The organism is Luteitalea sp., from assembly GCF_022842525.1.
Classification (GTDB): domain Bacteria; phylum Acidobacteriota; class Vicinamibacteria; order Vicinamibacterales; family Vicinamibacteraceae; genus Luteitalea.
This window is the reverse complement of sequence record NZ_JALHPM010000126.1, coordinates 1-20,219: the sequence shown is the minus strand read 5'-3', so window position 1 is coordinate 20,219 and position 20,219 is coordinate 1. Positions and strand designations below refer to the sequence as shown.

Here is a 20,219-nt window from a genome sequence, read left to right as displayed (position 1 = left end):
CGTGCACGAGCAGGCGCTGCGCCGTGCGCCGCCACCACACGTTGTCGCTGCCGAGTGCGGCCACCAGCTGGGCGTCGGTCGCCGACCCGAGCGCCGGGCGCTGCACGACACGAGTGGCGGCGGGGCCGGTCGTGGCGACGACGCGGTAGATCCGGCCGCGGTCCTTGCCGGTCGAGAGCACTTCCGGCGTCTTCTGCAGGTCGCTCGACGCCCACTCCGGGTGCTCGATGTACGGACGGTAGTAGTCGATCACGTACAGGGCCCCCTCGGGGCCGACGTAGAAGTTGACCGGGCGGAACCAGCTGTCCTGCGACGCCAGGAACTCCATGTCGCTGCGGGCGCGGCTGGCGACGAACGTCGAGCCCTTCGGCGTCAGCACGTCGCGGTGCACCAGGTTGTGCACGGGCTCGGCGATGAAGGTGGTGCCTTCGTAGCCGGCCGGGAAGGCGCCGCCGGCATAAACGGTCAGGGCGCACGCCGACGTGAACTGCCCGGCCTCGGTCAGCAGATCGAAACGCGCGCCGTGCGTGATCGGCATGATGTTGTTGTTGCCGTGGTCGGAGATTTCGGCCATCGCGCTCGGCAGCAGCAGGTGGGGATTGCGTTCGAGATAGCGTGCCGCGATCACCTCGTGCCGCTGGTGGATCGAGTTGTTGTGCGCGAAGTAGTGGCCGTAGACGTCGAAGGCATTGCCGTACTGCGTGCGGCTCGACAGCGCCTCGATGCGGTGGACGTCGGGCTTGAGGCGGACGCCGCGGCCCCGGGCGTCGAGGGGCTTGCCGCCAGGCATCGCCGCGAAGGTGAGATCGGTGCCCTTGTCGCCGAACAGGTCGCGATAGATGACCGGCTCGGATCCGCCCGAGTGCGCCAGGTAGATCCAGTTGTCGAGGCCGAACACCGGGTGGTTGACGGCATGCTGCGGGTTCGTCTTCGCGAACCCGGTGAGCACGACCTCGCGCGTATCGGCCCTGCCGTCGCCGTTGACGTCCTCGAAGTAGACCAGGTCGGGCGGGCTGGTCACCAGCACGCCCTTGCCGTAGCGCATGATGCCGCTCGGCAGGCGGAGGTTCTCGGCAAACAGCGTCGACGACTCGAAGCGGCCATCGCCGTCCTTGTCCTCGAGCAGCTTGACGCGGCCGGTCGGGCTGACGTCCAGCGGATACCCCGGCATCTCGACCACCCACATGCGGCCGAGTTCGTCGATGTCCATCGCCACCGGACTCTGCACGTCCGGCTCGTTGGCCACCAACTCCAGCCGGAAGCCGGGCTCGAGCCGGATCATCGCCATCGATTGCTTCGGGGTGTAGGGGGGCGCGGTGGGGCCCGCCTGGCCGATGAGAGCGCTGCCGCCAGCGAGGACGGCAGCCGTGACGGCTCCACCCAGGACGATCGATCGAGTCAGCACCTGCGACACCCTTGCGTTGGAGGGCCCCGGACGCGCCTGCGGTCCGGAGCGACTGCGTTTGCGACAGTCTACCTCGCGCCGCTCGCGGACGGTCACGGCCGGCGTGTGGTCCGTGCGACCATGGGCGCCGGAGCCTCCCGATGCGCATCCCCATCACCATCCTCGCGTGTGCCGTTGCCGCCACCATCGCCCTCCTGACGGGCCCGAATGCCGTGGCCCAGGCGCCCGTCGCCGCCACGATGGCGTGGCCGGGCGGCGCCAGGATGGCGCTCAGCCTCAGCTTCGACGATGGGCGCGAGAGTCAGGTGACCGAGGGCCTGCCCGTGTTCGCACGGCATGGCGCCCGCGCGACGTTCTACGTCGTGCCCTCGGCCGTGGAGCGGCGCCTCGCCGGCTGGAAGCAGGCCGCCGCCGCCGGCCACGAGATTGGCAGCCACTCGCTGACCCATTCGTGCAGCGGCAACTTCCTGTTCTCGCGGCAGAAGGCTCTCGAGGAGCACTCGCTGGAGCGGATGCGCGACGAACTGGTGACGGCCAACCGGCGGATCGTCGACCTGCTCGGCGTCACCCCTCGCACGTTCGCCTACCCGTGCGGACAGACCTACGTCGGGCGGGGGCGTGGCACGCAGAGCTATGTGCCGATCATCGCGGAGCTGTTCGTGGCGGGGCGCGGCTGGCTCGACGAGGCGGCCAACGACCCGTCGTACGTCGATCTGGCGCAGACGATGGGTGTGGAGATGGACGGCAAGGACTTCGCCCAGGTGCAGCCGCTGCTCGACGAGGCCCGCACGCGCGGCGCCTGGCTGGTGCTCGCCGGTCACGACATCGGCGTCGGCGGTCGCCAGACCACCCGCATCGCAATGCTCGACGCACTGCTGACCTACGCGAAGGATCCGGCCAACGGCATCTGGCTGTCCACCGTCGCCGAGGCCGCGGATCTCGTGGCCAGACGCCAGGCCCGGTAAGGCGACTCCGGTGGTACCCTGCGCCCCGTGCGCATCGATGCCCACCAGCACTTCTGGCACTACGACCCGGTCGACCACGCGTGGATGAGTGAGGCGATGGGGGTGTTGCGGCAGGACTACCTGCCTCGGGATCTCGCGCCGCAGTTGCGGGCCGCCGGCGTCGACGGGACGGTGGCCGTGCAGGCACGGCAGCGGCTGGACGAGACCGCGTTCCTCCTGGACCTCGCCGACAGCGCCCCGTGGATCAAGGGCGTCGTCGGGTGGGTCGACCTGCGCGACCCCGATCTCGGCGAGACACTCGAGGTGCTCGCTGACCACCCGAAGCTCGTGGGCGTGCGCCATGTCGTGCACGACGAGCCTGACGACGACTTCCTCCTGCGCAGTGACGTGCGGCGCGGCATCGGGTGGCTTCGCGCGTACGGCTTGACGTACGACCTGCTGCTGTTCCCGAGGCACCTGTCACGAGCGGTCCGGCTGGCCGAGGAGTATCCCGACCAGCCGTTCGTGCTCGATCACATCGCCAAGCCCCTGATCCGCGACGGCGTGATCGAGCCCTGGGCCAGCGACCTGCGCCGGCTGGCGGCGTGCGCCAACGTGACCTGCAAGCTGTCGGGGATGGTCACCGAAGCGCGCTGGGACGCCTGGCGGCCCGAGCAGCTGTGGCCGTACCTCGACGTCGCCCTCGAGGCCTTCGGGCCTGACCGTCTGATGATCGGATCGGACTGGCCCGTCTGCACGCTGGCCGCCGACTACGCGAGGACGATGGAGGTCGTGGTGACGTATGTGGAGCGCCTGGGCCGGGAGGCGGCCGAGGCGATGCTCGGAGGGACCGCGGCGCGGGTGTACGTGCTGCAGGGAGCGCTGAACGCAGGAACGGGGCGCCCTTCTCGCGAAGAGTCACCCCGTTCGTGTGGTCATTCCGATCCTGAGCCCTGAGCCCCGCTCTATGCCGCTTCGGCCTTGCTGCGCTCCGCCACGGGCTTCAGCTGCAGGTCGGGAATTGGCGTGCCGGCAAACAGCTTCTGCAACGGGATGGCCATCACTCTCGCCCAGCGCACCGATCGGCTGACGCGGGCGCTGTCGGTGGCGATGCCGGTGTTGGCGTACATCTGCCGGTAGAGCTTCGAGATCAGCAGGAACATCAGCCGCGCCTTGAGCGACTTGAGGATTCTGGCGCGCTTCCAGATGCTCTTGGTGGAATAGAAGCGGTCCCACACGCCCTGCGTGCGCTCGCGGATCTCCTGCGCACTCATCACCGGGTGCTCGACGTACACCTTGGGGCGCACCGCCTGCGGGATCAGCCAGTGACGCGTCACCGGGATGCCGTTGACGGCCTCGGGCGACTCACCCTGTGCCTTCTCCCACGCGGCGAAGTCGAGCGTGCCCGGGAACGGGGTCAGCATCACGAACTGCGCGAACGTGACGTCGGAGCGTTCCGCCACCGACAGGCACGCGTCGAAGGTCTCGGGCTTGTCGCTGGGCAGACCGAAGATGAACGACCCGAGCACGTGGACGCCGTGCTTGCGGAACTGCTGCAGGCGCGTCACCAGCTCTTCGCCGGCGACGTTGAAGCCCTTGTAGACGTCCTTCAGGCCTTCGGGCGTCACCGACTCCACCCCGACCAGCGCGCCCTTGATGTTGGCGCGGCGCATGGCGTCGAGGAACTCCGGGTCGTCGGCCGCTTCCATCGTGATCTGCGTGAAGAACACGGTGTCGCTGGGCAGGCGCGCCAGTTCCTCCATCAACTCGAACCGCTCGGCGCGGATGGCCTGCAACTCCTCGAGGCGTGCCGGGTTGTCGCGGCGTGCCGCCATGCGCAGGTCCTCGAGCGTCACGGGGTAGAAGTTGTCGTCGGCCAACGCGATGAAGCGGAAGCCCTGGCGGCGCAGGCCGAGGATTTCCTGGACCACGACGTCGACGCCGCGGTTGCGTGGCTTCTGGCCGTCGGTGCGCCACACCGAGCAGAACGAGCAGTGCTTCGGGCAGCCGCGGATGGTCTGCACCGAGGCCCACATGTACTTGCCCTTGGGCATGAGGTCCCAGCGCCCCGGCTTGAAGTCGCTGCCTTCGATCCGCCCGCCGTCGTAGAGCGGCTTCAACGCGCCTGACGTGGCGTCGGCCAGCACGGTCGACCACACGGCGTCGCCATCCCCGACCACGACCGCATGGGCATGGCCGAGGTCACGCGCCTCATCCGGATACAGCGTCGCGTGGATGCCACCAAAGACCACCGTGGCGCCGGCGGCGCGTGCCGCGGCCCCGACTTCGTAGCCGCGCAGCGCATTGCCTGTATGGATGCTGATGCCGACGATGTCACCGGCAGCGATGGTCGAGACGTCGATCGGCTCGAGCGTCTCGTCGCACAAGACCGGCGGGCCGTAGGTGTCGGGTGTGGCCGACGCCAGCACATACATCCATCGCGGAGTGATGACGCCGATACCGAAGGCGACGTGGCTGGGATTGACGAGATGGACCTTCATGGAACGAGGGCGTCCCCTTCCTCGGAATACAGGCGCTTCACCTGACCGTCGGCCACTTCCATCTGGGCCATGACGGCTTTCGTGTGGATACCGGCGAGCCGTGGTGTGCATCCCGCCTGCAACTGCGTCGCACGCAACTGCGACAGGACGACGAACTGAAATGCCCCGATGTCATCGGGTCGCTTGACCATGGTGCCCGGCCTTCCGAATCGGTGAACGGCCGTGTCCACCGAGATCGTGCTGACGGAAACGGGAGTCCCAGGCTCACAGCGCGACCGCAACGGACGGCGGCGACGAAGGCTGGCTCGTGACGATAGGGGAGCGTAGCACAGGCATGCCACGCGGCAGGTGTCGCGACGGCGCCGCTACGAGACGCGCCGGGCGTATCGCAGCAGCAGCACGGTGATGGCGACGAGCATCGCCGGCAGCAGCGTGCCCGCGAAGCCGTAGGCCTCCCACGCCGGTGTCGCCCCATACGCGCCGATGAACTGGACCAGCAGCGCCACCAGCGACAGGGCAAAGGCCGTCGGGGCCCATCGCCGCCGCCCCAGCAGTCCGACCGACCCGGCCAGGCCCGCGCCGACCGCGAGGCCGAAGGCCGCGGTGAGCCAGCCCGGCGTCGCCTCGTAGACCGCACGGTCGGCGGGCGCCATGGCGGCCAGTTGCTCCGGCCCGATCGAGACCTGCAGCACGAACATCAGCAGGCCCATCAGGTTCCAGGCGACGGCGGCGCCGGCAATCAGTCCGTGCATCTTCGGGCGTGGCGCGAGGGCATCAGTCATGGGCATGTCCCTGGTGACGTGGTGGGCGCGCCGCGTCTGACCGACGCGTCACGCGCGCGCCGGGCCGTCGTAGCCCGGCGGTGGCCGAAACCCGCCAATCTCGCGCGCCAGGGCCTGGGCGAACGCGATGGACGTGGCGTCCTCGTGATAGGGCGCCATGATCTGGAGCCCGACGGGGAGTCCGCTCTTCGAGAGCCCGACCGGCGCCGTCGTGGCCGGGCACCCGGTCAGCGTGGCGGGCGCGATGTAGCTGAGGAAATCCCAGAACGGGTGCGATCCGCCTTCCGGAAACGGGATGGTCCGGACGTCGGCATGCGAGCGGTCGTGCGCAAACGCCGTCGTCGGCGTCGTCGGCAGCAGGAAGACGTCGACATCGGCGAAGTACCGCTCCCACAGCGCGCGGCAGGCGAGCCGCTCGAGGTTTCGCGCCTGCCAGTCGGCGAAGGTGCTGAGGGCGCCCGCCCCGATCGCCGGCGGACGGCCCGGCAGCATCGCCCGCATGGCCGGCCGCGCCTCCTCCGGCGTCATGCTGTAGTCGAAGGCGCCGAGATGGAACAGGTAGGTGTCGATCAGCGCCTCGAAGCGGATGCCGGCGGGCCAGCCGTGCGTGACGGTGGCGCCGGCGCGCTCGCAGGCACGCACCGCGTCCGCGAGGACGGCCGTCGTCTCCGACGAGACCGGGACGGCAGGGTCCTCGAGCACGACGCCGATCCGGAACTCGCGCAGCTCGGTGTGGCGTGGCGCCGGTAGGCTCCAGCGCAGGGCCCTGGCGTCGGCCCCCTCCAGCCCGCCGAGCACCCGCAGCCCGAGCGCCATGTCCTCGGCGAAGCGGCCCATCGGTCCGGCCACGGCCAGCAGGGTCGCGAGCCCGGGCGGCGGGGCGCCTCCGCCCGGCTGGTGTCCGGTCAGCGGCACGACGTCGAGCGTGGGCTTGTGTCCGTAGATGCCCGACAGCGACGCGGGTGAGCGGATGCTGCCGCCGATGTCCGATCCGATGCTGAGGAACGCCAGGCCGGCGGCCAGCGAGGCCGCCGTGCCCCCGGAGGATCCGCCCGGCGTGCGCCCCAGGTCCCAGGGGCTGTTGGTCGTGCCGTAGATGTCGTTGAACGCCTGCCCGTCCATCAGTGTCGTCGGCACGTTGGTCGCGCCGAGCAGGATCGCGCCGGCATCGAGCAGGCGCTGCACCGCCGCCGCGTGCGCGGGGGCGTGCGTGTGCGCGAAGGCGGGGAGGCCCCACGTGCAGGGGCGCCCCTGTACGCCGAAGCTCTCCTTCACGTTGATGGGCACGCCGTGGAGGTCGCCGACCGCCTCGCCGCGTGCCAGCGCCGCGTCGGCCGCCTGGGCGGCCTCGAGCGCCTCCTCGCGCATCTGATAGACGTACGCGTTCAGCGCGGGTTGATGGGCGTCGATGCGCGCGAAGGTGTACTGCGTCAGCTCGACCGACGAGATGACGCCGCCGCGGATGGCCGCGGCGGCGTCGACGGCTGAGCCGAACGCCGGGTCGAAGGGTCTCGGGGCGCCCATGTGCGCGTCAGCATAGCGCCCTGAGGGTGGCCCCGCCAGCCGGGACGGGAGCCCGACCCGGCTCCCGTCCCGTGCAGCCCACCGCGTCGGGAGGAACGCGGCGCGCCTACTGGCAGATGGCGACGACCGGGGCCGTGGCCGTGTTGCCTTCTTCGATGCAGGCGCCGGACGCGCCCGTGAAGGCGCGAATCTCGGTGGGCGAGACCAGCGCGTTGTTGAGCACGTTGGTGAGCCCCTCGCGATCGGAGCGGATCAGGATGGCGGCACCGGCGCGGATGGTCGAGTTGTTGAGCACCGACTCGCCCTTGTTGGCGCCGAGCGAGGCATCCATCGTGTACGCGCCGCCGGCCCGGACCGTCAGCGTGTCGAGGCTGAGCACGCCGAAGCTGCTCCCGTTCGAGCCGGCCTGCAGCGTGACGCTGCCGCCGAGCGCCGTCAGGCGCGTCGAGGCCATCGTCGCCTTGCTCTCCTGGCCGGGGAGGACGATCGCGATGCCGCCCGGCGCGACCACCTGGCTGCTGGCGAGATCGACCTCGGCCTTGGCGCCCGGTGAGCTGAGGCTGAACTGGCCCGCCGCGGCCGTGAAGGTGGAGAGGTTGGCCTTGAGCACGGCCTCGGGGCCAGCCAGCGAGAACGTCATGCCCGTGCCGGCCCGCACGCGCGTCGTCTCGAAGGTGGCGGTGAGTTTCTCGCCAGCCGAGACGGTGAGGGCGCCGGCCGCGTTGAGCGCCAGACCCGTGCTGCCGAGAGGACCCGTGACGGAGAGCTCGGAGATGTCACCAAGCGCGATCGACAGGTCGCCCGCCGTCGTGGCGAGGCGCGACTCGTCGACGATGAACTTGCCCTCGTCGCCCGTCAGGGATGCGACCAGCCGCGGTGCCGACCAGATCGCCTTCTTGAACACGACGCCGGCCTTGGCGCTGGCCTGGAACGCCATCGTGCCGGTGAACCGCAGGTTGACGTTGTCGGCTTCGAACTGCGCGTCGGGCGTGAAGACCACGGTGCAGGCCGACCGCACGACCACGACGGGCGGCGGCAGCGTCGGCGAGGTGATCTTCAGCGTGCCGAACACCGTCACGGTGTGGCCGGGAGCCTCGCAGGCGGCCTTGAACTGGGCGGGCGTCCAGGTTTGCGCCGACGCGCTGGCGGCCAAGCCGAGGGTGAAGAGCATTGTCGCGGCGATGCGGGTGGTTTTTCTGCGTGTCACGTGCCGTCTCCTTGAATGCGGAAGGTCGTCAATCGACGCCCCCAATGCAGGCGCCGTGATGGGAAGGGCCACGAGGAGGCCCGCAGATACACCCCCGGCTTGTGGGCCTGTGCGGGGGGCGAGTACGCTGGCCGCGCATGCTCGCCCTGGCCCTGCGCCTGGCTCGTCGCCTGGCGGTCGCCGCGATGTCGGTCGGCCTCGTCGTCGTCCTGTCCCTCCTCCTGATGCGGGCTGCGCCGGGGCGATTCGGCGATGACCTGCGGCTCGACCCCGGCGTGGGGCGCGACACGCTCGCCGCCGCCGAGCGGATGCGCGTGGCCGCCGATCCGGCCGAGGCGACGCGTCAGTGGCTGCGCGGGGCCGTGCGCGGGGATCTCGGGCGCTCGCTCGCCTCGGGCGTGCCCGTGGCTCGCGTGCTCGGCCCTCGCGTGGCCTGCACGCTGCTGCTCACGGTGCCGGCGACGCTGCTCGCGTGGGCGGTGGCCCTCCTGGTCGTGCGCGTCCTTGCACGTCCACCGGTCTCTCCACCACCGGCCTGGGTGGGCCTGCTGCTCGCCGTCGCGCAGTCCCTGCCCGATGTCGTGGTGGCGCTGGTGCTGGTGCGCCTGGCCCTGTTCAGCGGATGGCTGCCGGTGGGAGGCATGGGTGGGGGACACGCCGACGCCGGCCCCGCGTGGGCTGACGTGGCGCGTCACGCGCTGCTGCCCGTCGCCGGCCTGACCGCGTTGATGCTGCCCGCCCTGATCCGGCACCTGTACGCCTCGGTCGCCGCAGTGGCCGACGCCCCCTTCGTGCGCGCGGCGGCGGCGCGTGGTGTCGGCGCATCGCGTCGTCACGCGCGGCACATCCTCCCGGTGGCGCTTCCCGCCATCGCGCCCATGGCGGGCCTCTCCATCGCGTCGCTCCTCGGAGCCTCGCTGATCGTCGAAGTCGTGTTCACGTGGCCGGGGCTCGGGCCGCTGATGGTGGAGGCCGTGCTCGCCCGCGACACCCCGGTCGTGCTCGGCGCCGTGTGCGCGTCCGCCGTGCTCGTCGTGATCGCGAACGCGACGAGCGATGCCGTGCAGTACCTGGCCGACCCGAGACTGCGCACGTGAGCCGTCGCCTCGTGATCTGGCTGGTGGTGCTGCTGGCTCACGTGCCGATCGTGGCGGCCGGGTGGGTCAGCCGCCATCCGCCCGATCGTCAGTACCGCGAGCACGCCACCGAGGCGCCGAGCGCGGCGTTCCCGTTCGGCACGGACGACCTCGGGCGTGATGTGCTGGCGCGTGTGCTGCACGGGGCGCGCCTGTCACTCGCGGCTGCCGTGGTGGCGACCTCCATCACCCTGCTGATCGCCGTCGTCGTGGGCGGTCTCGGCGGGTACGTCGGCGCATGGCTGGACGGGTGGCTCTCACTCGTCATCGATGGCTCACTCGCCGTGCCGTGGATCTTCCTGCTGCTGGCCGTCCGGGCGGCCCTGCCGCTGGGCCTGCCGGCGGCGCAGGCGTTCCTGCTGGTGTCGGTCCTCGTCGGCATCACCGGCTGGGGCGGCGCCGCGCTGCTGGTGCGCGCCGTCGTGCGACAGACCACGCGCGAGGAATACGTGCTGGCGGCGCGGGCCCTCGGGGCCACCGGCCTGCGACTCCTGACGCGGCACGTGCTGCCGGCCACCTGGCCGGTCGTCGCCAGTCAGGCGGCGATCCTCTTCCCGAGTTTCGTCCTCGCGGAGGTGTCGCTCTCGTTCCTCGGCCTCGGCATGAGCGAGCCGGCCGCGAGCCTCGGGACGCTGATCGGCGAACTGCGCTCGCTCCACGTGCTCGAGACGCAGCCCTGGCGCCTCGCCCCGGTGGTCGTCCTCGTGCTGCTGGTGATCAGCTATAACGGACCGATGATGCGTCTGCCCGTCCACCGGGCGTGGGGGCGTGGGACCGGCCACCGGATCGCGGCGATCGCGCTTGCGCTCGCCAGCACGGTGGGGTGCGGGGCACCACGCCCGTCGTCCGAGGCGCCGGCGCGCGAGTTGCGCATCGCCCTGCGGGCCGAGCCGCGGACCTTCAATCCGGTCACCGCGCTCGACGCCGTCTCCGCCAGCCTCAACGCCCTGCTGCACGCGGAGCTGTTCCGCATCGACGCGCAGACCCATGAGGCCGTCCCCGACCTGGCCGAGCGTCTCGACGGGCCCGATGCGGCTGGCCGGTACACCATCACGCTGCGCCAGGGCATCACGTTTCCCGACGGCGAGCCGTTCGGCGCCGACGATGTCGTGTTCAGCCTGGGGGTGTTCCAGGATCCGCAGGTGGGATCGTCGCAGGTGCAGGCGCTACGCGTGGGTGGTCAGCCGATGACGGTGACCGCGCTGGACGACCACCGTGTGCGCCTGACGTTCGGCGCATCGCATCCCGAGCCCGCGCGCCTGCTCGCCGGTGTGCCCATGCTGCCGCGGCATCGCCTCGAGGTGACCTGGCGCGAGCAGCGGCTGGCGTCCGTGTGGACGCTGACCGAGGCGCCCGCCGCGATCGTCGGCCTCGGGCCGTTCCGGCTGCAGTCTCACGAACCCGGCCAGCGCCTCCGCTTCATCCCCAATCCCTCGTACTGGAAGCGTGATGACTCGGGCGTCCGTCTGCCGAGGCTCGCCGGCGTGACGGCGGAGGTCATCGCCGACCCCGATGCCCAGGTGGCGCGGCTGCTGGCTGGCGATCTGGATGTGCTCAGCGCGCTCGACACCCGCAGCCATGGCGTGATTGCGCGCGCGTCCCAGGCCGCGTCGCTGGATCTGCGCGACCTCGGGGCCTCCCTCGAGTACACGTTCCTGCTGCTCAATCTCGACGATCCACGGGGGGCGCAGCCAGCGGAGACGCGCCGCGCCCGCTGGTTCCAGGACGTGGCCTTCCGTCAGGCCGTGTCGCAGGCCATCGACCGGGCGTCGATGGCGCGCCTGGTGTACGACGGGCGAGCCACACCGATCGGCACGCACGTGTCGCCGGGCAACGTGGTGTGGCACGCCGGCCTGCCCGCGCCGGTCGTCTCCACCGAGGCCGCCCGGGCGCGCCTGAAGGGCGCCGGCTATCGGTGGGACGACGAGGGACGCCTGCTGGACGCGCAGGGCGCGCGGGTCGCGTTCACCGTGCTGGCCAGTACCAGCAACACGCAGCGCCAGCGCCTCGCCACCATGCTGCAGGCCGACCTGGCCGCCCTTGGCATCGACGTGCAGGTGGCCGCCCTCGAGTTCCGGGCCCTCGTGGACCGCGTGACGAAGACGCGCGCCTTCGATGCCGCGATCATGGCGCTCGGCGGCGGCGACGGTGATCCCAACGCCGAGCAGAACGTCTGGCAGCGCGACGGGCCGACGCACCTGTTTCGCCTGGGCGCCGCGACGCCACTCGCGCCGTGGGAGACCGAGATCGATGCACTGATGCGGCAGCAGGCCACCGAACTGCATCGTCCTCGCCGCCAGGCGCAGTACGCCCGCGTGCAGGCGCTCGTCGCCGAGCACCTGCCCATCGTGCCGCTCGTCAGTCCCAATCACCTCGTGGCCGTGCGCCGTGGCCTGCGCGGGTTCGCTCCGGGCGTCACCAGCCGCGATTCCCTCTGGAACATCGACGCACTCGCGTGGGCGACGCGTACCCCCTGACCGACGACCAACTGCGGCGAGGCGTGGCGCGCCTTGTCGACGGCGCCCTGGGCGCGCGGCGGGACCGCGCGCGCGCCCTCCCGCACACCGAGGCGGTCGCCGACCTCATCGCCGAGGACGTGGTCCGTCTGCTGCGCGTCGATCTCGATCGCGCCGAGCGCATGGCCGAGGCGTTGTCCTGGATTGCCGGCGATGTCGGCGGCCGCGCCCTCGGGGCGGCGGCGCGCGCGCTCGGGCACGTCGCCCTGCAGCGAGGGCGGCACGACGAGGCGCTGCGCCACTATGCGCAGGCCGCACGCGCGTTCACGCACCTCGGCCTCGACCTCGAGCTCGCGCGCGTCCGCATGTCGGCGTTCAACGCCGCGTCGCGCACGGGACGGCACGCGACCGCGCTGGCGTGGGCCGAGCAGGCCCGCGCCATCTTCGCGGCCCATGGCGACCTCCTGCGGATGGCTCGCCTCGACGCCAACGTCGCCACCCTGCTGTTCCGCCGCGATCGGATCGACGACGCCTTGCGGATGGGGCGCCGCGCGCTGCGCGCGTTCGAGCGCATCGGCGCGGTGGAGGATCTGGCGATCACGCAGCTCAACACCGCCGTCCGCCTGACGGCGGTCCACGACTTTGGCCGCGCGCTGCGCATGTTCGCGCGGACGCGGGCGTGGTGCGTCCGGCACGGCCTCCACCTGCTGCTGCTCGAGGTCGAAGGCAACCTCGCCTACCTCCACGCCCAGCGCGGCGAGTACGCGCGCGCGCTCGCCCTGTACGGCAGCGTCCGATCCCGCGCCGCGGCGGCAGGCCAGGACTACCTCGTCACCTGGCTGCTGCTCGACGAGGCCGAGCTCCTCGTCGAGCTCAATGCCGATCGCCAGGCCGTGCCGCTGGCCACCGACGCGCTCGAGCGCTGCCTAGCCGGCGACATGCGTCAGGACGCTGCCAAGGCGCGTACGCAACTCGCGGTGTGTGCGGCGCGGCGCGGCGAGACGACACCTGCCCTCGCGCTGTTCGAAGAGGCGCGGCACGCCTTCGCCGAGGAGGGCAATCAGGCGCGCGTCGCACTCACCGACCTGTATCGCGCCCTCGTGCTCGCCCGCGCGGGTGCGCTCGAGGACGCCGCGGCCCGCGCGACCGACGCACGAGGGCCGCTCCAGGCGTCGAGCCTCGGGGCCAAGGTGGCGCTCGCCTCCCTGGTGCTGGCGCGTGCGGCGGTCGGTGCGGGTGACGCCACGGGTGCCCGCGGCCATCTGGCCGACGCCCGGGCGTACCTGCGACGCTACCGGGCGCCGGCGGTCGCCTATCAGGCGGCCTTCCTGCTGGGGGAACTCGAGCACGCGGACGGTCACGCCGCGGCCGCGGCCCGCGCCTACGCGCGCAGCCACCGCCTGCTCGAAGGGCTGCGCAGCCACCTGCGCGACGAAGAACTCAAGATCGCGTTCCTCGACGACAAGGCCGTGGTGTACGAGTCCATGGTGCGCGTCGCGCTGCAGGCGGCGTCGCCCCGCCGCGCTGTCGCGCGGGGGTTCGCCTTCGTGCAGCAGGCCAAGTCCAGGGCGCTCGCCGATCTGCTGGCCCGTGGCGCCCTCGACCGCGAGGCCCGTCTCGGCGCCGACCGTCCGTCGGGCCTGCGCGCCATGCGCGCGGAGCTCAACGCCTGCTATCGCGAGATCGACCGCCTCGAGCAGGGCGCCGAGGCGCCCACACCCCGGCGGCTGACGCAGTGGCGGGCTCGCGCCGCTGCCGCCGAGGAGCGCCTCACACGGGCGCTGTTCGAGCAGCGTCGTCGCCACCCGGGCGCGGCCGATCTCCACGGCGGGGGCGTCGCGCGCCTCGCCGAGGTGCAGGCCAGCCTCGGTGAGGCCACCCTGATCGAGTACGTGGACGTGCGCGGCGACCTGCACGCGTGGGTCATCGATCGCCGGCGGGCCACGGTCGTTCCCCTGGGCCCGATGGACGTGGTGCGACAGCAGGTGCGGCTCGCGCTGTTCAATCTGGTCGGCTTGCCCGGACCCTGGCGCGCGTCCGGGCAGGCGCGGCAGGTCGAGGCCTCGACGCAGGCGCACCTGCGCCGGTTGCGCGCGCTCGTGATCGATCCGCTCGCGTCACGGCTCCGCCGGGGGAGACCGCTCGTCATCGCCGCCTACGGGCCGCTGCATCGGGTCCCGTTCCATGCGCTGCCCGGTGACGACGGCATGCTCGGCGACGCACATCCGATCACGTTGACGCCGAGCGGAAGCGTCTTCGCGCTCGGCCGCACGCGGGCGGTGCCCAGGGGGACCGGCGCCCTCGTCCTCGGCGTGGCCGATCGCAAGGCCCCACGTATCGCCGCCGAGGCGAGGGCCGTTGCGGCGCGTCTCGGCGGCGCCACGCTGCGCCTCGGCGCCCGGGCCACCGCGACGGTCCTGCGGACGGTCGGTGCCACCAGTCGGGTGATCCACGTGGCCACACACGGGCTCTACCGCGACGAGCACCCGATGTTCTCGGCCATCCGCCTCGCCCGCACTCGCCTCGACGTGCTCGACTTGTACGACCTCCGCCTGTCCGCGGACCTCGTCACCCTGAGCGGCTGCTCGACCGGCGTCAGCTTCGTGGCCGGCGGCGACGAACTGCTCGGCCTGTCGCGCGGGCTCCTGCACGCCGGAGCGGCGTGCGTCCACCTCAGTCTCTGGGATGTGGACGATGAGAGCACCACGATCTACATGGAGGCGTTCTACGAGCAGTACGCCGCCGGGCGAGCCCCGGCCGACGCGGCGCAGCAGGCGACGGCGGCCACCCGCGCCCGGTACCCCCATCCGTACTTCTGGGCGCCCTTCGTGCTCGTCGGGCAGGCGGCGCCCGCAGCCTCGACATGACCGAGGTGTATCGAACCGGCCGCTCGTGGCCCTTGCATGACGGACGCGCGACTCCGCGCCGCCCGGCTGGAGGATCCCGGCAGTGATGCACTACGCGCTCGAGGACTGGACGAACTACGTGCGGGGGCTGGTGGACGAGCCGACGCGGACGGCCATGGCGACACATCTGGCGGGGTGCGCCGACTGCGACGGCCGCCTCGCGGCTGTGTCCCAGGTGGCCGAGACCATCGCCTGGGACGCCTCCCATCCCATCACCCCGGCGGTGCTCGCCCGGGTGTATGCCCTGGCGGGCCGCCTGCCGGGGCCGGCCCCGGGCGCCCTCGCCACGCTCATCGCGCAGCTGCGGTTCGACTCCCGGACCCAGCCGGCGCCGGCCGGCGTCCGAACGGCCGGGACAGGGATGCGGCACATGGTCTTCGAGGCCGACCGCTTCCAGTTGCACGTGCAATGGGAGCTGGGAGCCTCGGACGGCCGCGTCACGGTGGTCGGGCGACTCAGCGCCCAGACCGGGGGCCGCGTCCCGACGGGCGTGCCCGTCCAGGCCATCGGCGAGGTGACCTCGGCCCTGACCACCACCAACGAGTTCGGCGAGTTCGTCATCGAGTGTCCCTGGAGCCCCGCGCTGCGCCTCCTGATGCCGTTGAGAGGCGAAGGCCTCCAGATCGAAGTGCCGCTGGCGACGGTCGAGGTCGCGCGAAAGGGAGAACGGGCATGACTGTGTGGCAACGCATCGCGGCAGCGCTGAGCATCAGCCTCGCTCTGGCTGCGCCCACCCCGGCCAGCGACAGCTTCATCCTCACGGCCCCCGAGTCGGAGGTGCCTGGCATCGCGGCTCGCAACGGCCTCGTGGTCATGGACCGCGTGCCCGAGCGGGACGTCTTCCTCGTGCGCGGCCCGAACGGCGTGGCGCCGGCCACCGTGATCGCCCGCGTCCTGGCCGACCCCGAGCTCGACGATGAAGCGGACAAGGTCTTCATGGAACTGGACGCCATCGTCCAGCTGCCGGAAGCGGGTCTCGCGCGTCCGCTGCATGCCACGACCGTCGATGCCGAGCGAGCTCTCGGCAACACGCGTCTCGTGGCGTTCCATGGCAGTCGCGTGTGGGCGAGCTACGCCCGCCAGCGCGCGACCACGAAGGTGCGCGTGGCGGAGGCGCATGCCGCCTACGGGTCCGGCGCGGGCATCGTCGCCGTCATCGACGCCGGGGTGGATCCGACGCATCCGGCGCTGGCCGGCGCACTCGTCGGGGGCTTCGACTTCACGCGCGATCTGCCCGAGGTGTCCGAGCTGGCCGACATCGACGCCGCCCACCCCATCCTCAACCCCGACAACGTCGTCATCCTCGACAACACGTCCGTGGTGCGACTCAATCCGTCCACCCAGGTCCTGGTGGAGGCGGCGCAGGCGTCGGCGCTGGCATCCGGCGTGTTGCCCGAGACGTTCGGCCACGGAACGATGGTGGCCAGCGTGGTGCGGTTGGTGGCCCCGGGCGCGCAGATCATGCCACTGAAGGCCTTCGGCGCCGACGGGCGCGGGCGCCTGTGGAACGTCGTGCGGGCGCTGTATCACGCGCAGCAGGCCGGCGCCAACGTGGTCAATCTGAGTCTCGGACTGCCGACGCCGTCGAAGGCGCTGGGGGATGCCGTGTCCTACCTCCACGAGAAGCAGATGTTCTGCGTGGCGTCGGTGGGCAACGACGGCCGCAACACGCTGCGCTATCCGGCAGCGTTTCCGGAGGCGCTCGGCGTCGCGTCGGTGCGCCCCAACGACCGCCGCAGTGCGTTCAGCAACTTCGGCGCCGCGCTCGTCACGCTGTCGGCCCCGGGTGAAGCGCTGGTGGTGGCCTACCCGGCCGGTCAGTACGCCCTGGCCTGGGGGACCTCGTTCAGCGCCCCGCTCGCCTCGGGGGCCCTTGCGCTGATGCTCGAGGTCAAGTCGGGCATCAACTGGGACGAAGTGCGGCGCGCCTTCGCGCAGGCCGCGCCGGTGGTCGATGCGGGTATGGGCGCTGGTCGCCTCGACGTGATGCGCGCGGTGGGCGACGCTGCGGGGTTCGTGCCGTGAGCGTCACGTCTGCACGCGTCGCCGTGAGGCACACGCGTGGGCCGCGGTCGGCGGGGAGCCGTCGGTGAGCACCGTCGCGGGACTGGTGGCGGAGTTGGGCACGCCGACGCCGCAGTGGGATGATCACGCGCTCGTGGAGGCCTGCCTGTGCGGGTCCGAGGCGGCGTGGGTGGCGATCATCGACAAGTACGCCCGGATGATTCTTGCCGTGCCGCTCAGGTACCGCTTCTCGATGCCCGAGGCCGAGGACATCTTCCAGGCCGTCTGCGTCGATCTGATCGAACAACTCGCGTCGGTGCGCGAGCCGGCGGCGCTGCGCGGCTGGCTGGTGCGCGTCGCCACCCACAAGTGCCTGCACGCGCGCCGCACGCTCGGTCGCGAGGAACTCACCGACCCGGTGACTCTCGGCGCCGACACCGTGGCCCGCGAGCCTTCGCCCGAGCGGGTCCTGGCCGACGTCCAGCAGCAGCAACTGGTGCGCGATGCGATGACGCAGGTGTCGGAGCGGTGCCGGCAGCTGTTGCAGTTGCTCTTCGCCGGCGACGAGAAGCGGCCCTACGACGAGGTGGCGCGCGCACTCGGTGTGGCGCGCAACTCCGTCAGCTTCCTGCGCAGCCGCTGCCTGCACCGGCTCCATCGGGCGATGCGGGCGCTCGGCTTCGAGGCCCCTGCCGGCCCTACGGGACCGGGGCGCTCGTCGGCTCCACGAGGAACGGCTCGCGCGGAGTGAGATAGCGGTCGTAGGTCACTTCGAACGGCGTGGGTAGCCTCGGCGAGATCACGTCGAGGTGGCTGCGGAACTGCGCGAGGGCCTCGCGTTCGAGATCGGCCTGCGCGGAGACGTCCACGCTGATCTGGCGACGCGGCACGCTCGTCAGGTCGGTGCCGCGCTTGAGCGTGATGATGAACTCGAACACCGACCGGCACGCGCCCGACGCGGCACACGCCTCTTTCGCGATGGCGTTGGTGGCCACGTGCTCGGGATGTCCCTCGAACGGGCTCGTCACATACAGCTCGGCGGGGCGCAGGTCGGTCAGCATCGCGGTGATGCGACGCGTCGCGTCTCCTTGCTGCGCCACGAGGCCCTCGTTCGGGTAGTCGAGAAAGACGACCTCGCCGCGGCCCCGGGTCAGGATGCGGACCGATCGGCGTGTCTCCTCCTTGCGCATGGCCGAGACCTCCAGCTCCGACGGGTCGCGGTCGATGCCGAAGCGGCGCAGCAACGCCCGCCCGTCGGTGACGACGATCACCACGACGCGCCGCCCCTCGGCCGCCCGCGTCGCGATGACGCCACCACAGCCGAGCGACTCGTCGTCCGGATGCGGGGCCAGCACCACGATCGGTCCAGCATCGTCGGCACGCGTCTGCGGCCCGTGCGGAGTCACCGACAGCGCCACGACGAGCGGCGCGAGCATCAGGGCCCGGTGCAACATGCCGCCCATGATGCCTCATCCGTGCTGCGCGACTCGCGTCCCCCGTACAAGATGCCCGGTGCCCGGTGCCCGGTGTGCGCTCCCGACTCCCGACTCCCGATTCCCGGTTCCCGATTCCCGGTTCCCGGTTCCCGGTTCCCGATTCCCGATGATCCATACTGACCCCGCATGACGCAGACGCCGTCCCCCCGGACGCCGACGAGCGGGCTCGTGACGACGCTGCCACCGGCGCTGATGGCGCAGGCGGCGCGCCGGCTGCGCGCGATGGCAGTGCTGTACGCCTGCGTGTTCTTCTTCGCCGGCACGCTGCCTGTCCTCCTGATGCCCGCCGAACGGGCGGCGTTCCTCGGGCACTGGTCGCGCTGGCTGCCGTCGCTGCTCTCGATCGGCTCGGGCGTCCTCGTGGCCTTCCTGGCCAGCCGTCCGCAGCTCTCGAGCGAGGCGGTGGTCCGCCTCGGCCTGGTGTACCAGGTGGTCGGCAGCATCGGCATCGCCTGCGCCGAGTATCTGCAGCCGCCGTCCGGGACGACGGCCATGTCGCCGCTCATGGGGTTGTCGTGGGTGGCGGTGTGGATGCTGTCGTTCACCTTCACGGTGCCGAGTCGTCCGGCGCTCGCCCTGGCCGCGGCGCTCACCTCTGCCAGCGTCGTCCCCATCGTCGCCGGCATCGCGACGGCGCTGGGCTATCTGCCGCGGGTGTCGCCGGTCGAGTACTTCCTGCACGTCGTGCTGCCGTACCTGATCGTGGTCGTCATCGCGGCCGTCGGCACGCGGCTGATTTACACCCTCGGCGTCGACCTCAAGCGCGCGCTCGACCTCGGGAGCTATCAGCTCGAGGAGCGACTGGGTGTGGGAGGCATGGGCGAGGTGTGGCGGGCTCGGCATCGGCTGCTGGCACGGCCGGCCGCCGTCAAGCTGATTCGCCCGGAGGTGTTCGAGGCGGCAGGGGTCGCGAAGCAGTCGGCGCTGCGACTTCGCTTCGAACGCGAGGCGCAGACGACCGCGCTGCTCAAATCGCCGCACACCATCAACCTGTTCGACTACGGCGTCACTGACGAGGGCGCGTTCTACTACGTGATGGAGTTGCTCGACGGCTTCGACCTCAAGACGCTCGTCGAGCGCTTCGGTCCGCTGTCGGTGGAACGGACGCTGCACGTGCTGATGCAGGCCTGCCATTCCCTGGCCGAAGCCCACGCGACCGGTCTCGTGCATCGCGACATCACGCCGGCGAACATCTTTCTCTGTCGCTACGGGCGCGACGTCGACTTCGTGAAGGTGCTGGACTTCGGTCTCGTGAAGCCGGAGATCGTGCTGCCCGGCAGCGACGCGGCCCCGACCAACGCCGACCGCGTCGGCGGCACGCCGGCCTTCATGTCGCCCGAACAGGCGCTCGGGCAGCGGCAGATCGACGGCCGGGCCGACATCTATGCGCTCGGCTGTGTCGGCTACTGGCTGGTGACCGGGGCGCTGGTGTTTCCGCGATCGTCTGCCATGGCCATGGCCGTGGCGCATTCGCAGGCCGAGCCCGAGCCGCCGTCGCGTCGGACCGAACTGCCGGTGCCGGCGTCGTTCGACGCCCTCATGCTCGAATGTCTGGCCAAGGGCCCGGCCGATCGCCCACCGACGGCAGAAGTGCTGGCCCGTCGTCTCGAGGCGCTGGCCGTCGACCTCCCGTGGGATCGGGGACTCGCGCGCGACTGGTGGAACCTGCATCACCCCATCGACCCGTCGCGGAAGCGGCTGGCCGCGGACACGACCGCCGTCCGGACCGTGCTGCCCAGGCGCTAGCTGTATCTGCTAAACACGTTGTTCATCCGGAGCGCACTGGGAAGAATGGTGTTGCGAGACAACCGTTCAGCTCAGAGGAGGCCCCGGATGAAGCTCCATCGTAATGCGAGGA

At 71.5% G+C, this 20,219-nt stretch carries 16 protein-coding genes; 9 read left to right on the top strand and 7 right to left on the bottom strand.

What is annotated here, in order from left to right; translation table 11 throughout:
• The coding region (locus Q0C41_RS21165) for a PVC-type heme-binding CxxCH protein (protein ID WP_291987220.1) at window positions 1–1,405 on the bottom strand (1,405 nt) is incomplete at its 3' end.
• A gap of 140 nt (window positions 1,406–1,545) precedes the next feature.
• Here Q0C41_RS21165 and Q0C41_RS21160 point away from each other — a divergent pair.
• Together Q0C41_RS21160 and Q0C41_RS21155 are read left to right on the top strand one after the other, a co-directional pair.
• Window positions 1,546–2,370 (top strand): polysaccharide deacetylase family protein, encoded by an 825-nt coding sequence (locus tag Q0C41_RS21160; protein WP_291987199.1) that lies wholly within the window; start codon window positions 1,546–1,548, stop codon window positions 2,368–2,370.
• 27 nt (window positions 2,371–2,397) lie between these two features.
• On the top strand, window positions 2,398–3,306 hold the full coding sequence (locus Q0C41_RS21155) for an amidohydrolase (protein WP_291987197.1): 909 nt from the start codon (window positions 2,398–2,400) through the stop codon (window positions 3,304–3,306).
• 8 nt (window positions 3,307–3,314) lie between these two features.
• Here the strand turns inward: Q0C41_RS21155 and Q0C41_RS21150 are convergent, their stop codons facing one another.
• The 5 genes from Q0C41_RS21150 to Q0C41_RS21130 all read right to left on the bottom strand — a co-directional run bounded on the left by Q0C41_RS21150 (window position 3,315) and on the right by Q0C41_RS21130 (window position 8,363).
• Window positions 3,315–4,850, bottom strand: coding sequence for a radical SAM protein (locus Q0C41_RS21150; RefSeq protein WP_291987195.1), 1,536 nt, complete (start codon window positions 4,848–4,850; stop codon window positions 3,315–3,317).
• The gene (locus tag Q0C41_RS21145; RefSeq protein WP_291987193.1) at window positions 4,847–5,041 is read right to left on the bottom strand and encodes a hypothetical protein; all 195 of its coding nucleotides are present in this window, start codon (window positions 5,039–5,041) and stop codon (window positions 4,847–4,849) included. Before Q0C41_RS21145 ends, Q0C41_RS21150 begins: the two co-directional genes overlap by 4 nt.
• A 174-nt stretch (window positions 5,042–5,215) precedes the next feature.
• Window positions 5,216–5,632, bottom strand: a complete 417-nt coding sequence (locus tag Q0C41_RS21140) for a hypothetical protein (RefSeq protein WP_291987191.1) — start codon at window positions 5,630–5,632, stop codon at window positions 5,216–5,218.
• Window positions 5,633–5,680: 48 nt separating this feature from the next.
• Window positions 5,681–7,156: an amidase family protein gene (locus tag Q0C41_RS21135; protein WP_291987188.1), complete on the bottom strand. Its 1,476-nt coding sequence runs from the start codon at window positions 7,154–7,156 to the stop codon at window positions 5,681–5,683.
• Between the two features lie 106 nt (window positions 7,157–7,262).
• A complete protein-coding gene (locus Q0C41_RS21130; protein ID WP_291987186.1) occupies window positions 7,263–8,363 on the bottom strand; it encodes a hypothetical protein in 1,101 nt (366 codons plus the stop codon).
• A gap of 137 nt (window positions 8,364–8,500) precedes the next feature.
• Here Q0C41_RS21130 and Q0C41_RS21125 point away from each other — a divergent pair, with 137 nt between their 5' ends.
• The 6 genes from Q0C41_RS21125 to Q0C41_RS21100 all read left to right on the top strand — a co-directional run bounded on the left by Q0C41_RS21125 (window position 8,501) and on the right by Q0C41_RS21100 (window position 17,616).
• Entirely contained in the window at window positions 8,501–9,460 is a 960-nt protein-coding gene (locus Q0C41_RS21125) for an ABC transporter permease (protein ID WP_291987184.1), read from the top strand.
• Window positions 9,457–11,976, top strand: a complete 2,520-nt coding sequence (locus Q0C41_RS21120; protein ID WP_291987182.1) for an ABC transporter substrate-binding protein — start codon at window positions 9,457–9,459, stop codon at window positions 11,974–11,976. Before Q0C41_RS21125 ends, Q0C41_RS21120 begins: the two co-directional genes overlap by 4 nt.
• Window positions 11,955–14,822 carry a CHAT domain-containing protein gene (locus Q0C41_RS21115; RefSeq protein WP_291987181.1) on the top strand — a complete coding sequence of 956 codons (2,868 nt, stop codon included), beginning with the start codon at window positions 11,955–11,957 and terminating at the stop codon, window positions 14,820–14,822. The genes Q0C41_RS21120 and Q0C41_RS21115 overlap by 22 nt, the downstream gene beginning before the upstream one ends.
• Before the next feature lie 82 nt (window positions 14,823–14,904).
• Complete coding sequence (locus Q0C41_RS21110) at window positions 14,905–15,537, top strand: hypothetical protein (RefSeq protein ID WP_291987179.1); 633 nt, start codon at window positions 14,905–14,907, stop codon at window positions 15,535–15,537.
• Window positions 15,534–16,886: a S8 family serine peptidase gene (locus tag Q0C41_RS21105; RefSeq protein ID WP_291987177.1), complete on the top strand. Its 1,353-nt coding sequence runs from the start codon at window positions 15,534–15,536 to the stop codon at window positions 16,884–16,886. The genes Q0C41_RS21110 and Q0C41_RS21105 overlap by 4 nt, the downstream gene beginning before the upstream one ends.
• 64 nt (window positions 16,887–16,950) lie before the next feature.
• Window positions 16,951–17,616 carry a sigma-70 family RNA polymerase sigma factor gene (locus Q0C41_RS21100; RefSeq protein WP_291987175.1) on the top strand — a complete coding sequence of 222 codons (666 nt, stop codon included), beginning with the start codon at window positions 16,951–16,953 and terminating at the stop codon, window positions 17,614–17,616.
• Here the strand turns inward: Q0C41_RS21100 and Q0C41_RS21095 are convergent.
• On the bottom strand, window positions 17,564–18,328 hold the full coding sequence (locus tag Q0C41_RS21095; RefSeq protein ID WP_291987173.1) for a PIG-L deacetylase family protein: 765 nt from the start codon (window positions 18,326–18,328) through the stop codon (window positions 17,564–17,566). The genes Q0C41_RS21100 and Q0C41_RS21095 overlap by 53 nt on opposite strands.
• A 159-nt stretch (window positions 18,329–18,487) precedes the next feature.
• Between Q0C41_RS21095 and Q0C41_RS21090 the strand changes: the two genes are divergently transcribed.
• A complete protein-coding gene (locus tag Q0C41_RS21090) occupies window positions 18,488–20,107 on the top strand; it encodes a serine/threonine-protein kinase (RefSeq protein WP_291987171.1) in 1,620 nt (539 codons plus the stop codon).
• Window positions 20,108–20,219: the final 112 nt, after the last annotated feature.

Coding starts and splice junctions, on each gene's coding strand:
- Q0C41_RS21140 (WP_291987191.1), bottom strand. CDS start 5,632: ATGACTGATGCCCTCGCGCCACGCCCGAAGATGCACGGACTGATTGCC.
- Q0C41_RS21105 (WP_291987177.1), top strand. CDS start 15,534: ATGACTGTGTGGCAACGCATCGCGGCAGCGCTGAGCATCAGCCTCGCT.
- Q0C41_RS21135 (WP_291987188.1), bottom strand. CDS start 7,156: ATGGGCGCCCCGAGACCCTTCGACCCGGCGTTCGGCTCAGCCGTCGAC.
- Q0C41_RS21160 (WP_291987199.1), top strand. CDS start 1,546: ATGCGCATCCCCATCACCATCCTCGCGTGTGCCGTTGCCGCCACCATC.
- Q0C41_RS21090 (WP_291987171.1), top strand. CDS start 18,488: ATGACGCAGACGCCGTCCCCCCGGACGCCGACGAGCGGGCTCGTGACG.
- Q0C41_RS21095 (WP_291987173.1), bottom strand. CDS start 18,328: ATGGGCGGCATGTTGCACCGGGCCCTGATGCTCGCGCCGCTCGTCGTG.
- Q0C41_RS21150 (WP_291987195.1), bottom strand. CDS start 4,850: ATGAAGGTCCATCTCGTCAATCCCAGCCACGTCGCCTTCGGTATCGGC.
- Q0C41_RS21145 (WP_291987193.1), bottom strand. CDS start 5,041: ATGGTCAAGCGACCCGATGACATCGGGGCATTTCAGTTCGTCGTCCTG.
- Q0C41_RS21125 (WP_291987184.1), top strand. CDS start 8,501: ATGCTCGCCCTGGCCCTGCGCCTGGCTCGTCGCCTGGCGGTCGCCGCG.